Source organism: Pedobacter sp. MR2016-19, from assembly GCF_014947265.1.
Classification (GTDB): Bacteria; Bacteroidota; Bacteroidia; order Sphingobacteriales; family Sphingobacteriaceae; genus Pedobacter.
The window spans coordinates 24,659-39,079 of the sequence record NZ_JADCNK010000028.1 but is presented as its reverse complement, the minus strand read 5'-3'; the positions used below and the strand labels follow the sequence as shown (position 1 = coordinate 39,079).

The following is a 14,421-nucleotide window of genomic DNA, read 5'->3' as shown; positions in this document are numbered from 1 at the left end:
TATATTTGCTTTAACACGAACGCTCTACTAAATTGAACTGGACTCTAGGATATAATTTTTACAATACCGACGTAATTCTATTTAATGCATACGATGTTAAGATTTCTGACGTAGCTTCAGAAATTTCGACCGGAAAGTATCAGGTCTATCTGGTAACCAAACGCAAAAAAAAAACTGTTTTTTGCTCAGATGTGAGCAGTTAAGTGAAAAAAACGTTTCATGGTTCTATTTCCTCGATGAGAACCATGATAAGCAATGGCTGGACAGGGAACATCAAAAAGATGTTGTATTGTGCAAATCAGAACGGCCGGGTTATATCACTGTTATTGACAATGGCCAATCTTCAGATATCAGAAGCCATCATGTGGTTTCCATGATGTTTTTCTATCGCGATGTGAGCGGAGACCAAACATATTATGGCAATCAGAGTGATATCCTCCATCCCTCCGACCTTGAAGTGATATATGTAGGTCAATCGTTCAAAGGCATCCAATGCCGATTGGAAAAACATGAAAAAATCAAAGAAATAGCCTTGAGAGTTGTCGAGGAAAGCACCACTGAAGAATTGCTGGTCATCTGTCTGGCATATAAGGCCAACGACAATGCTGTTGCTTTCGTTGCTGCTGAAACGCAGGTTGACGCGGGTGTAGACAGTCTAATGAAGTTGCGGGGAGATGCGGGAAAACGTATCTCGCCAAAGAAACAGCTGACGCTTTTTGAGGCTAGCCTTATAAAATATTTCCAACCGGAATTTAATACCGAGTATAAGGAAACCTTTCCGGCTGCCGGATTTACTTCCTATGATGAAATATACGATACAGAATTCAAATATGTTTCCATGGCCGTGGCAATGCCGGATAACCTATTTGTAAGGTTATGGTCCTAGCATATACGACAGCCGGCGTATGTGCACGAGGATCACTTTCCGCTTGAATCCCAGGAACAGAAAAAATCGCTCTTTGGCTATCTGTACGATCAGAGCAAATTGCCATAGCGCGGGTATTTCAAGGAAACGGTTCTTCCCCCAATTTTAGTAAAGTATGCAATAGGCTTCAAAAAAGCAATCATTTAATCTTCTGCCGCCTGATTCCTTCAAAGGCAATGTTGACTCACAAAAAGACAATATGGAATCCGATTTAGGACAAATGAGTTCAATTTAAAAAACGCCCCAAGGAGTTATTGTTTGAATGACCCTATTTTGAAGGTAGGCGATTTTTATATTCACTTCATTAAACATGGTAAGCTTGTCACGAAAGCTGATCAGCATCGTAAGTACAAACAACTGCATCTCCTTTAATTCGCCTTCGCTGATCTTTATGGGTTTCGATCCATGGGCTATGCTGTTTCTGAAATCCTTAAAAGCCAAAAACTTCTTTTTAAAACTATTATAGATTTCATGGTTACCAATATTACCAAATCGTCTGGTAAACAGGATTTCGAACTTCTTGGCAATCGAATCTTCCGGCTTTTTGTTGGCATGGCCCAAGTTTTTTAATTCAGTGTTGACCAGTGAGTCAAAAGCCGAAAATAGGGTAAAGAAGGCTAGATTGTTTTGGTTCCCGTCTGATATGCTAATACTCTCACCAATAAGCGCTTCATAGAACTTCAGCTCCGTTAAGGCAGGTACGTAAGTGATACCCAACTTGGTATACACGGCAAAATCAATAGGATCGATATAAATAGAATCACCGAAGAAGACGCCTTTGTACCAAAGCAATCTCTTTGCATTCTCAATAGATTGTGGCATTAATACCTTTATTTTAAATTCATCATATTCGTTCCCCTCTAATCCGTAATCGGTTAATAATTCTGGATCGGCATGTGTGATGTGGTCAAGAAAATCTTCTATTTTCTCATCAACCTCTATTCCACTGTCGGCAACCATTCGCCTAATATCTTCACTATGGTAGATTCTTAGGTCACCAAACTTGAAATTTAGAACATAGCTCATATCATCCCTGAAATTCCAGGTATTATTGAAGATATAATCCTTTCCTATTTCTCCCTCGTAGCTGCTCAGATCATAATCTGGGAAATGGTTGATTTTTATTACAAAATGTTCTGATCTGATTATTCCCGTGTACCTCAATAAGTGATGGAGGAGGTCTTTCTGTTCAGCGTAATCCTCATATTTCATGAAAAGTGTTTTAGATTGTTTTTTCTGGATACAAAGATATAATCAGAACTACGCAACCTACTTGCGTAATTCAATTTTTATTTTTAGTGTGGGAGAGCTCCTGTTTTTTTGGAAATAATCATTATAGCTTTTGATTTTAAAAGAAACGAGATTTTGACCGGTGCTTTTTCCACAAGGGGAACAGGAGTATTCCAGAAGACCTTCCAGACATTTGGAGGGAAATTATACTGGTGTCGTCAATCCGGATAATATTCCAGTTCCCTGATTTTCAGGAAGGGTAGCTCGGTTTCACGGGTTTCGATGGACTCCAGCCAATTATTTTTTTGGTCCGGCTTGGAGAATTTGATGGTTTTGAAGCGCTGGAGTGATCCCATGTGCATGTCATAAATGACGTATTCGATGAGCGGGCCATTGTTTGAAAGGTAGGTGTAGCTCATTTTTCCAGTCTGTTTGCCCTTGGGATCAAGGAAGGAAATTTCGGTGAGGTTGCCGTATGCGTCGCAAGTCCGGAGTATGCTCTGGATGAGGGTGCCATCTGCATTAAAATCGTCTTCCCTTGTGCTCTGGCCCGGTTTGCTGCTGATTATTTTTGCCGAGGAAAGTGTTTTGCCCTGCCGGTCCGTGGTGAGCCTTTCCAGTAGGGATCCGTGTTTGCCGTATTTTTCGATGGTGATCAGGTCAGAGTAGCCCCTTGTAGTCTCTGTCCAGCTCCCGTCTTTGGCTTTCTGGATGGTCTTGCCTCTGTCCGGGCTATCGCTGAAGAGGTTTCCATTGGCGTCGTATTGGTAGTCCCAGCTTTTTATCTCGCGGTTCCACTCATTGATGGTGGTGAACTTGGTTTTGAAGCCTTGTAGGTTGTACTCAGTCCTGGTCTTTTTGACAAATGAACGGTCGCCGCCACGACTGCTGACCGTGTACCAAGTTTCTGTCCTTGTTTTTACCTTTCCCCTTAGCAGTTCGATAGAGAGGTCGTTTTCTTTTTTTTGTACCTGTGGAGTGAGAAGGATAGTTAGGAGCAGGGAGGCAATAAGTGGTTTCATTCTTGGTTGGTCTTGTGTATTGTGGTCCGGTTGTCTTGTAAATCTACGATATTAACGTTGTTTTTCATTTCCTTTAGAGACTTTTCTTGCTGCTGTTTTAGCCCTTAATAAGAACAAAATTTGAAATTTTCGGCTATCTCAGGGCTAAAAACTATATAGCAGTTGCGAGAAATGTTACCGTATCAAACTTAAAGTCTAACTTAATTACAATTCACTGGAAAACATAGGAAGTTATGCAAGTTTCCTATTAATAAAAATTTCCCATACCTGCCAATTGTTTTTTTCTAATATAACCTGAAGGTATCCTTGATGAAAAATTGAAAAATTTTTATACCCTTTTTATATGAAACCTTTTCGCTCCAAATCCTCAATAATAGGCTCTATAAGTATTAAAAAGCGCCTTAGATGTTCAAAATATTCTCCCTGATCGGTACTTCACCGGAGTTCAGGTTTTTTAATCTTGGCTCCGGTTTTTTTTATTTCCTATTGATTTGTGCTTTAGTAAAAATGATTATTAATAATAATTAATTTATTAAGTTTTGGAAAGCACAAGTTAGCCATAACAGTTCCCAACCGCTAAGACTTGTGCCAGGAAAGGGTAGTAACCCTTTTAATCTTAAGAGAAAAGATGGCCCTAGTTCAGGTTGATGCCGAATAATAGGCCGAACCAGGGCCTACCCTGATAGATCCAGTTCTTGCTGTTCTTATCAAGCAGGTAGTCGGCGCCAATGGCTAATCCCAGATTAAATTTCTTGGCATCATAAATTCCGGCAAGGCCACCGTTAATTACAAAACCGTCATATTCATAATCAATCTGCTGTTCGGTTACAAAAGGGTTCATCGTTACCGCACCCAGACCTATGAAACCTCCGTAGCCATAGCCGACTCCGCTGACCTTGAACTTCTTGGAGCCTCTATCGTTTAAAGAACTGATACGATAGCTGTCCCTTCTGCGGCCCAGGTAAACGGCGGCACTAAAATTTGGGTTTAGCTGTTGAGGAAATCCCTTTACCGATGGACGGATCTTAAATGGTATGGTCAATATATCCACATCAAAAGTATATCGATAAATCTTTAGGTTTTGTATGGAGGACATCTTAATTTCCAGGGGATTGAACTTTTCAGAAACAGGTTTAAGGCTAAGGGTACCATCTGATTCCTCAACCTCGATCTTAATGCGTTTTTGTAATGGGAGTTGTTTTGCACCGCTGTCCAGCATGATATATTCCTTCGAGGAAACAGTGTATATATCTGTAGGTATCTCAGTTACGGTCTGTACGCTTTTACAGCTACAAAAATATATGTTGGCTACTAATGTAGCCAACATATAATGAAATCCTTTTTTCATACTCATTTTCTTTATCTGATATTTAATGCCCCTTAATTGCCTGCAAATAAATGCAAAATCTGCATATTTTGCTAAAGCCACTGGTTAAATCTCTTAATGAACCATGTTTTAACCAACTGGGTAAGCACACAATAACCTGCAAGAATACCAATCAGCCATGGAAAATAGCTCAATGGCAAAGGCTGTAGCTTTAATGCACTTGCAATTGGAGAAAAGGGTATACCGATGCCAATGAGCATGATCAAGGAGGTAAGCGCAACAACAGGTGTAGCTGCCCAGCTCTGGATAAACGGGATCTTCCGTGTCCTGATCATGTGCACGATCAAAGTCTGTGAGAGCAGGCCCTCTATGAACCAACCGCTCTGGAACAGGCTCTGATGCCCGGGCATATTGGCCTTGAACACGAACCACATCACCGCAAAGGTGGCATAGTCAAATATCGAACTGATCGGGCCGATGAACAGCATGAACCTGCTAATGCCACTCGCATCCCATTTCTGTGGTTTTTCAATAAAATCTTCATCCATGCTATCCCATGGAATGGAGGTCTGGGAAATATCGTACAACAGGTTCTGTACCAATAAATGGATGGGTAACATGGGTAAAAATGGCAGAAAGGCACTTGCACCCAACATACTGAACATGTTTCCAAAGTTGCTGCTGGCCGTCATTTTGATGTATTTGATGATGTTGCCAAAAGTTCTCCGACCATAGATTACGCCTTTGCGCAAAACCATCAGGTCTTTTTCCAATAGGATAATGTCTGCACTCTCTTTTGCTATATCTACAGCGGTATCAACAGAGATGCCAACATCTGCATCACGTAGCGCAGCGGCATCGTTGATTCCGTCGCCCATAAAGCCAACCGTATGTCCTTTGGTTTGCAAAAGCTTAACAATACGTGATTTCTGCATTGGGCTCAGCTTCGCCATAATGTTGGTCTCATCTAGTTTTTCAGTCAGCTGTTCATCATTCAATAATTCAATTTCCCGGCCGAGCAGGATATGGTTTACCGGGATACCCACATCACGGCATATTTTTTTGGTCACGATTTCATTATCACCAGTCAATACCTTGATGTTTACGCCAAGTTTCTGTAATCCTTCTATTGCAGGTTTGGCAGAGGGCTTTGCGGGATCCAGAAATCCTATGAAACCTGTAAGCACCATATTGGTCTCATCGGAAACAGAATAGGTAAGCGGTCTTTTATCATCTTCCTTGATGGCTACCAACAATACACGAAGACCTTCTTCGTTCAGTTTCCTGGATGTGTCCAGCACAATCTTGCGCATGGCATCATCCATGGGCACAATTTTATCATTTTCAATATGGAGCTGTTTATCCTCTCCCGGATCAAAGGCATGTGAACAATGTTCGAGCATTTCCTCTACTGCACCTTTGCAGATCAGCAGGTGCTTGCCATTTTTTTCTTCCAATACCACGCTCATCCTTCTTCTTTGAAAATCAAAAGGGATTTCATCTATCTTGATAAAATGTTCATCTGCATTGATGCAGCTATGGATTTCTGCATGTTCCAGTACAGCAACATCCAGCAGGTTTTTCAGTCCTGTCTGGTGAAAACTGTTCAGGTATGCCCACTTCATCACCTCATCATCTTCATCACCAAAAACGTTCAGGTGCCGTTCCAGTACAATCTTGTCCATGGTCAATGTACCTGTTTTATCTGTGCAAAGTACATCCATAGCACCAATGTTCTGGATGGCATTCAAACGTTTAACGATCACTTTGCGCTTGCTCATGTTCTTAGCTCCTTTGGCCAGGTTAGCAGTTACAATCATCGGCAGCATTTCGGGAGTGAGACCCACGGCTACCGAAATCCCGAACAGTAGTGCTTCAAACCAATCACCCTTAGTAAGTCCGTTTACCAGAAATACTAGCGGTACCATTACCATCATAAACCTGATTAGTAGCCAGCTTACCTTATTGATGCCCTTATCAAAACTAGTTTCGGCCCGCTTTCCTGTAATGGCCTTGCCAATTGCACCAAAATAGGTAGCATTTCCAGTATTGACCACAATGGCCATCCCCGTGCCGCTGACTACGTTTGTTCCCATAAAGCAGATGTTGTCCAGTTCAAGTGGAGAGGTTTTTTTGCGCTTACCCGATTGCGCAGCTCTTTTTTCAAGCGGAAGTGATTCGCCGGTAAGCATCGATTGGCTCACGAACAAATCTTTACTTTGCATCAACCTGCAATCGGCAGGAATCATGTCTCCCGCACTCAAAAAAACGATATCACCAGGAACAAGGTCTTTAATGTTGATTTCTGCTTTCTCCTTGCCCTGGCGAAGTACGGTTGCGGTAGTCTTTACCATACTCTTCAGCGATTCTGCCGCTCGGTTGCTACTGTATTCCTGCCAAAAGCGCAACAGCGAACTGAGCATGACCATCACCCCAACTACGATCACCGTTTTGTAGCTACGTTCATCGGGAGCAGCAATCATTACATCAATGATGAATGAAACAACAGCAAGTACGATCAGCACCCCGATGAATGGATTTAAAAAAGCCTGGAAAAGTTGGATGTACCAGGCTGCTGCCTTTTCGTGGGCAATTTCATTGAAGCCGAATTTTTTCTTTCTATCTGCTACTTCAGAGGGGGATAGGCCATGTTCGCTGCTTTTGAGCATGGTATAGATGAATTGATCCCCTTCTTCTGCAACCCTTAGCAAACGGTTTTCGGAAAGTTTATCCAGGTTTCCTTCTGCTGTTGTTTTTTTTCGTATGGTTCTGTTGATATTAGCCAGTATTTTCATCAGTATTTAATTGTTTTAACGGTTATGAAACTATCAGGGGTTTTATGCACTGCTTTTAAGTTTAAAGTCATGATGGTTTCACGTGCATTGATTTAACGCCTTACTTATAGTGAATCTTAATTTTTTATTTGTACGATGAGCTGTTTTGGTAGCGCAGAGAAACCGGATATACCTTTTAAGGCAGATGCGCCGAGCTCAATTTTACCTAACTGGTAATTGCTTTGGCTTGAGAAATATTTTTTTCCTGGCTGTGGTTTTTGGTGGGGCAATAGCTGGTGTTGCACTTCTTTCTTTTTTGGCATAATGATGAGATAAGTCCCAACATATCGGGGCCGCCTAAAAGAAGCTTGCCTGCTCTAGCTGGGATTGTTTAAAAATTGTTGCTGTTTATCGGGCTCTGTGTCCATTTCGATTGTTTTTAAGTGCCACAAAAGTAGGGTATACAAAAAAAGCCTCCCGTTAGAGAAGGCTTAGAAATTCATTAGAATTTGATTAGAATGGTGTTGAATTAAACGTGGGGGATTTCAATGGTGAAAGTGCTTCCTTCGCCAGTTTTTGATTGTATACTTATCGTTCCACGATGCAATTCTAAAATCTTTTTTGTTAAAGAAAGACCAATACCATTTCCAGCGGCAAAACCCTGATTGGCTCCACGATAAAAGGCTGTGAAAATATGTGGAAGATCTTTTTCATCTATTCCAATGCCTTGATCCTGAAAACGCAGGATGGTTTTGTTCCTGAAATAGTTTATGGCAACTGTAATTTCCTGCGCTGTTGAGAACTTACAGCCATTTTCAATAAGATTGATAAATGCCAATTTTAATAGGTATTCGTTGCCCATAACAGATATAAAATGGTCATCCTCTATTTCGGTTTCGAAAACAATATTGATCTTATAATTGGGCTGTACGTGCAGCACATCACCTCTAGCATCTAGGATGAGCTCATCTATGCGAAGTTCCCTGAATGCAATTTCGGTAAGATCATAATTAGCCTTGGCCAAATCTAATAGGCTGTTGGATAGGCGCACCAGCTTTTGGGCGTCAGTGATTGCGTGGACAATTGATTCCTTGTATGCCTCGTTACTACGGTCTTTCTCTAAGGTGAGCTGCAATTCGGCCAACATGGCGGTAAGGGGTGTCCTGAGTTCATGGGATATATTGGAAACGACCTCCTTTTGCGCATCAAAGGATTTTTCCAGCCTGTTGAGCATGGCGTTAAAGGTAATGGCCAGTTCCGCTATCTCATCCCTGCCATTGCCTTCTCTGATTCTTAAGTCCAGATTGGTAGCGGTAATTTCTTCCACTTCATCAATTAGATCGGAAACTGGTTTGAGGGCTTTATTTGCCAGAAACAGGCCGCTCACATAGATCAATATAATCGTGAACAGAAATGAAATGATCAATGTGTATTTTAGGTTCAGTAGCTTGGCATAGCCCAGCTGATCGTTCGCTGCTGCAGTAAGGACATAATTCCCTGTTTTGTGCCTGTATAAGATACCTACTACCTGCATCTTGCCCTGATAGAATTCAATGTGTTGCTTTTTAACGATTTCATCTATCATTTGGGGGGTTTCTTTTACCTTATCGATATCAACCGCATCATGGTATTTTAGATGGAACAAGGTGTCATAGACGGCTACTTCTTCTTCGTAGAGTGCATTTTGGGAATTCCTATAAATAAGTTGTAGTACTGAAGGAGAAATCTTTGCGTCTAAGAGCAGTTTGGCCTTGGTAATGGCAATATTATTCAGTTGTTTATAATATTCTTCCTCCCTGTTCTTATCATATGAGATATAAATAACAAGGGCAAAAACCAGAAATATTGCAGCAACAATTCCTGTAAACAGTAAAGTTAGCTTATTGCGGATTTTCATCGGGTTATAGGGTGATGGGTTCGTGTTTAAATATAAAGCCCAGGCCAGGTTTGGTGTGTATGAGCTTATCCGTAAAGTCCTTGTCGATTTTCTTTCTGAGGTAGTTGATATAAACATCAATGAAATTGGTTCCAGTATCGAAATGGGTATCCCATACTTTTTCTGCAATTTCTGCTCTGGTTAGTAATCGCTCTTTGTTCTGGATCATGTATTCCAACAGCTTCAGTTCTTTTGGGGTCAGGCTAATTTCTTTGCCAGAACGAGTTACTGTTTTGGTATCGTTGTTCAATTTAAGATCGGCATACTCGGTAAATGGCGCTTTAGATTTCACTTCAAACGAATTTCTTTTCAGCAATGCCCGAATACGAACATATAGTTCTCGTAGATCGAAGGGCTTAACCATATAATCATCTGCTCCTGCGTCAAAGCCTTCAACTTTATCATCGGTTGTACCTAAAGCGGTAAGCATAATAATCGGAACAAGTGGGTATCTGGTCTTTATTTCCTTACAAAGGTCAATGCCGCTAAGCTTTGGGAGAATGATGTCGGTAATGATCAGATCATATTCGTTTGAGAAGGCCAATTTTTTCCCAAACTCCCCATCGTATGCTAAAGTAACAATGAATCCCTGCTCTTCTAATCCTTTTTGGATGAGCCCAGCAACCCTTTGTTCATCTTCGATAACGAGTATATGCATAATCAGCTTTTTTAACAAAGTTAGAGTTTTTTATTTGATCCGGATTTGCCTTGCAAAAAGCGATTTAAGTGTCCAATTATTCCTGCTGATCGGTACTTTAAAAGCTTCGGTAGCACCGAAGCTTTTTTGTTTATAGCTTCAGTTTATATCCTTTTTTCGGATCGATACCAACTTCCTTGCGAAAGTCTTTGTGACCAAAGTCCTAAGCAATGGGCATGATTCGTGCCTTACTAAAATGATTATTGAATAATTAATTTATTGTGTTTTTGGAAAACAGAAGTTACCCAAAACAGTTCCCCAATCGCTAAGACTTGCGCCCAATGCCATTAAGTTAAGGGTTTTTAGCCACAGATAAGCACAGATAAACACGGATTTTCATATCTGTGTACATCCTTTCTATCTGTGGTTAAATTATTTTCTTATGCCTGATGGCTTAACTTAATGACATTGGACTTGCGCCAGTGTGAGTAATGCTGGTAATCAAAAAAAGACTGTATCCTGAAATTAACATTTTATGTATTTTTTAAAATATACTCATTCATTTAATTGTGAATATTGATGTCTATATTAAATTACATATTTATTATTTAGAATAATTATAAATTGATATATTTGAGCCCAATCTAAAATAACATTTATGAACAAAAATTTCTCGATTCTACTGATTGCATGCAGTCTTATCCTAAACTTCTCCTGTAAGAAGAGCCTTAATGAGGCACAAACCGATCATTCCCGCTTAGATTCTTTAAATAAAAGTGCCTTCATTGGGATTGATCAGGCTAAAAGCTATGCGCTAAGTATAAAACGTAAACCCAGTGGTAAATTAATGTCGGGCTCCTTTGCCTCGGTTTCTAATTTGGCAAGCCGGAAGGGAACTTCCAGTGAGACGAATAGCGTAGATACCGTTTTTACGGTAAAAGATCGGGCTGGCATTAACGCCTTCTATATTATCAATTTTAAACCGAACGGATTTTGTATCGTATCTGCTGATGAAAGGGCACCATCGTTACTCGCATATTCTGAGACTGCCTCATTCAACAAAGACAATGGAACGGAAGGTATACTGAGTTGGATGAATGATGTTAAGCATAGCATAGAGAACATTCGTGCAAATCAATTTGCAATTAAACCCACTGCTACATCTGGTGTAGCCATTTCAAATAGTAAAAAAACAACCTCCTGGGTGAAGGAGCAATTGCCTGCAACCAGCGATGTAGCCATTTCGAGTGGTAAAAAAACAGCCGCTTGGGTGAATGGTCAATTGCCTGCAACCAGCGATGATAATGTCCTGATCGAACATAAAGATCCTTTGGTACAAACTTACTGGGGACAAGGTGACGGATACAATGACCAATGTGACTATATGAGTTGCGGAAACACCTACGCAACCAACGGCAGGGCGGTTACCGGATGTGTAGCAACAGCCATCGCCCAGATTGCGGCCTATCATCAGTTCCCGTCTTCTTACAACTGGAGTTCCATGTCTAATTATTACGGAACACCCGAAACGGCCAGATTAATGCATAACATCGGCGTAGCGGTAGATATGGACTATAAATGTGACGGGTCGGGAACAAATGGCGGTACAAAAACTGTTGATGGTTTTAATTTATTAGGTTACTCCATGTCCAAAAGGGAATTCAAGGCATTTTCTGCCACCGATCCGACCAATGATTTTTTAAACGAACTGCGCGCTAACAGACCTTTTATCATTTCCGGAGGCAGAAAGGGTTCCTTTATTTTCTTTGATACCTATAAAGGCGGTCATGAATGGGTATGCGATGGGTTTTACCGCTATGAATATACCCGTATTGTGCAAATACCTGTAGATGACTATTTTGACGAACGCGTCGAAGTAACTTATCCAACTTATTTTCATATGAACTGGGGTTGGAACGGTTCTTATAACGGATGGTATATGGTTGGGGATTTTGGGCCTACGATTACTAACTTCCGGGATGTTTACAGAGATGATTTTGAGGGTACTTACAATTACAAAAATATCATGTACTACAATATAAAACCGTTATGAGAAAAATGACAAGAGTAATAGCTTTAATCTTTATGATCTACCCGTTGTTTTCCTGCAAAAAGAAGGTTGCAAATGTTTCAGTGGAAACAAGTGTGATGTTTGCTGTAAAAAATAATGTACAGGCAGATCTTCTTGCTCCGGAGACTGCAAACGGATTCAATCAGCAAAACATACAGATTTTTAACCTAATAGATGGTACGTATCAGCAGATAAACAAACCATCAATGGATTTTCCAAAAAATATTAAAATATTCAAGAAGCAGAATGCAGCGGAATATCAACTTGAATTATTCGTAAACACCGAAACAGATAAAAGCGGGATAAGTTATACCCTCATCCAATTTGGGGAGAATAAACCGGATACTGTCAAGGCAGAAATCGTAAGAAACGGGGGTTCAATCGCATTAGGAAAGGTCTGGTTAAATAACGCGCTGATAGACAGAATTACCCCAACTGTTATTCTCAAATAATTGATATGCGATAATGTAAGTATTTAAACATAAGTCGAACATCCTACTGAGCAAAAAAAAGTATAAAAAGAATCCCATTGTACTCATCGGCAATGGGATTCCTTTTTAGTTCTGAAAGTATATTTTTTAACTTGTTTATGGGATGCAAATTTCGCCTCTGTAGGGGGTAATCGCTATATCCTCAAGTTAATAACTGGTTTTAGTTACCCGGATCTTTCACTTTCTCCACCACGTCTTGTATGTTCTGCGGTAAATTTGAAAGTAAATTATAACCCGTTGCACTTTCTATATCGCGTACAGACACAATATAGTTCTTCCAGCTTGGATTTGTGCTGTTAATGTTGGGTGTGTTGATGGCAATAACCCTTGTCGAACTACTCACGCGGCTGATATCTTGATCTCCCGTTTTTAGCAGTACTGCCACTTTCCATACGTTTGCCGGAACGGTTACTTTGCCATTGTTGATGGTATTCACTACCGATGCGCTTGCCGAACCGATGCCGCCTGTGCCATAACTTCCCATGATCACATAAACCTCGTATCCGTTCAATGCCTGGGCGCGGAGATAGCTTTCAAAAGATTCCCATGTTTTCTGATTGTTGTTCGGTGCCTGAGGAATCATGTTGGTCATCAGGAAAGTTGCTGAATTGGCAGTATTTGAGCTTGTACGGTCACCGCTTGGACAGTTATGCCCCCTGTCAAAACCAGAACCTGAATAGCTGTTGCTCTGTACCTGGTACCAATTTGCCGGCAGGCCTGTAAATGAAGCGAAATCGTCTTTTCTGCTTGCTGCACCAGTAAAGTTGTTCGGATCCAGGTGCCAGCTTACCCAGTTTGGTGTCCCGCGGGTCATGCTGTAACTCTCGGTGTAATATTTTTGATCAATCAGGTAATTTTCTGCTGAAACCAGGTTGGCCGTAGCGCCTGATGGGTTACCAAAAAGTAGGTTGGAATTATCACCTCCGGCCGGTGGTGCATCCGCACCTGCATCGGGCGTGCCTCTTCCAGGGGTTGCTGTGGAGCCGCCGTTATCCACAGGATCCGTATCCGCTCCACCTACGGTAATGCCCGGATCACCTGTACCTTTAAAGATGATGTCGTCGATGTTGATTCTGGTTGTACCGGCTTTTTTGATCTGAAAGCGTATTTTGCCTGTTGTATTAACCTTAAAGGAATCGGTAACCAGTGTGGTGCTGGTTTCTGTAATATCCGTACCTAACTGCGTGAAGGTTTTACCACCATCGGTAGAAGCCATAAGCTGCCAGGTTGAACTGGCATCGGTTCCATATTTGGCATGGGAAACGTAAATCATTTGAGTGCCTGCGATATCAAAGTTCATAGACAGGTAACCTGTTCTTAAGCGGACAGACTTCGCGCCGTCCCTGGCATCAGCTGCAAGATTGCCCAGCAGCGCATCGCTCAATGTCCATTTGCCGGTGAGTAGCTGAACACTGTCTAATGCATAAGAGCCTTTGCTGCCAGATTCGAAAGTCTCCGTTATGGCATAAGCCGTTGGCGCTTTTGGTGGTGGTGTGGTTGGTGTTTCATCTCCAATGCTTGTTTTTTTTGAACAGGAGGATAGGATCAGGATGCCGATAAATCCTGAATAGGTAAGGATGTTTTTTAATTTCATGCTTTGATTTTAATGTCTGGTTGTTCGCGTTAACGTAGATCATTTTTCAATGCGCCGCGAAGATATGGAGAAAAGATGTCTGTTGTGTTAAGTTAATATTAACAAAAAGCAGGGTAATTGCAATTGGGTAGAATGCTGGTGTCTAATGCTCGTTTCGCCACGGTAACTCCCTGTTTCACCACGTTCGATGATTGGGTGTAGATTTCTTTACCTAATTTATTTGGCTGAATTAATGGGGGGAAGTCTCTGGTAATCAGTACTTCACCGGGGTTCAAGTCTATTAACCTTGACTTCGGTTTTTTATTCTCTATTGATTTGTGCTTTTATAAAATGATTATAAAGAATAATTAATTTATTAAGTTTTTGGAAAGCACAAGTCAGCCGCAACAGTTCCCTAACCGCTAAGACTTGCGC

11 protein-coding genes are annotated in these 14,421 nt (G+C 41.1%); 3 read left to right on the top strand and 8 right to left on the bottom strand.

The annotated features are described in order from the left end of the window. Window positions 1-181 precede the first annotated feature (181 nt). On the top strand, window positions 182-886 hold the full coding sequence (locus tag IM793_RS22985) for a hypothetical protein (RefSeq protein WP_193425578.1): 705 nt from the start codon (window positions 182-184) through the stop codon (window positions 884-886). A gap of 270 nt (window positions 887-1,156) precedes the next feature. Here IM793_RS22985 and IM793_RS22980 read toward each other — a convergent pair whose 3' ends face one another. From IM793_RS22980 to IM793_RS22950, 7 genes are all read right to left on the bottom strand, one after another. Then, window positions 1,157-2,137 (bottom strand): MAE_28990/MAE_18760 family HEPN-like nuclease, encoded by a 981-nt coding sequence (locus IM793_RS22980; RefSeq protein ID WP_193425576.1) that lies wholly within the window; start codon window positions 2,135-2,137, stop codon window positions 1,157-1,159. 236 nt (window positions 2,138-2,373) lie between these two features. Beyond that, complete coding sequence (locus IM793_RS22975) at window positions 2,374-3,177, bottom strand: hypothetical protein (protein ID WP_193425574.1); 804 nt, start codon at window positions 3,175-3,177, stop codon at window positions 2,374-2,376. Between the two features lie 634 nt (window positions 3,178-3,811). Continuing rightward, a complete protein-coding gene (locus IM793_RS22970) occupies window positions 3,812-4,525 on the bottom strand; it encodes a hypothetical protein (protein WP_193425572.1) in 714 nt (237 codons plus the stop codon). Between the two features lie 71 nt (window positions 4,526-4,596). After that, window positions 4,597-7,299, bottom strand: coding sequence for a magnesium-translocating P-type ATPase (gene mgtA / locus IM793_RS22965; RefSeq protein WP_193425570.1), 2,703 nt, complete (start codon window positions 7,297-7,299; stop codon window positions 4,597-4,599). Between the two features lie 116 nt (window positions 7,300-7,415). Next, entirely contained in the window at window positions 7,416-7,601 is a 186-nt protein-coding gene (locus IM793_RS22960; RefSeq protein WP_132395219.1) for a hypothetical protein, read from the bottom strand. A 206-nt stretch (window positions 7,602-7,807) separates the two neighbouring features. Further along, window positions 7,808-9,175 carry an ATP-binding protein gene (locus IM793_RS22955; protein WP_193425568.1) on the bottom strand — a complete coding sequence of 456 codons (1,368 nt, stop codon included), beginning with the start codon at window positions 9,173-9,175 and terminating at the stop codon, window positions 7,808-7,810. 4 nt (window positions 9,176-9,179) lie between these two features. Continuing rightward, window positions 9,180-9,872 (bottom strand): response regulator transcription factor, encoded by a 693-nt coding sequence (locus tag IM793_RS22950; protein ID WP_193425566.1) that lies wholly within the window; start codon window positions 9,870-9,872, stop codon window positions 9,180-9,182. 637 nt (window positions 9,873-10,509) lie between these two features. Between IM793_RS22950 and IM793_RS22945 the strand changes: the two genes are divergently transcribed. Together IM793_RS22945 and IM793_RS22940 are read left to right on the top strand one after the other, a co-directional pair. Continuing rightward, window positions 10,510-11,904 (top strand): C10 family peptidase, encoded by a 1,395-nt coding sequence (locus IM793_RS22945; RefSeq protein WP_193425565.1) that lies wholly within the window; start codon window positions 10,510-10,512, stop codon window positions 11,902-11,904. Window positions 11,905-11,909: 5 nt separating this feature from the next. Then, complete coding sequence (locus IM793_RS22940) at window positions 11,910-12,374, top strand: hypothetical protein (RefSeq protein ID WP_193425563.1); 465 nt, start codon at window positions 11,910-11,912, stop codon at window positions 12,372-12,374. A gap of 199 nt (window positions 12,375-12,573) precedes the next feature. On the opposite strand, the gene IM793_RS22935 is transcribed toward IM793_RS22940, so the two are convergent. Continuing rightward, window positions 12,574-14,007, bottom strand: coding sequence for a DNA/RNA non-specific endonuclease (locus IM793_RS22935; protein ID WP_193425561.1), 1,434 nt, complete (start codon window positions 14,005-14,007; stop codon window positions 12,574-12,576). Window positions 14,008-14,421 lie beyond the last annotated feature (414 nt).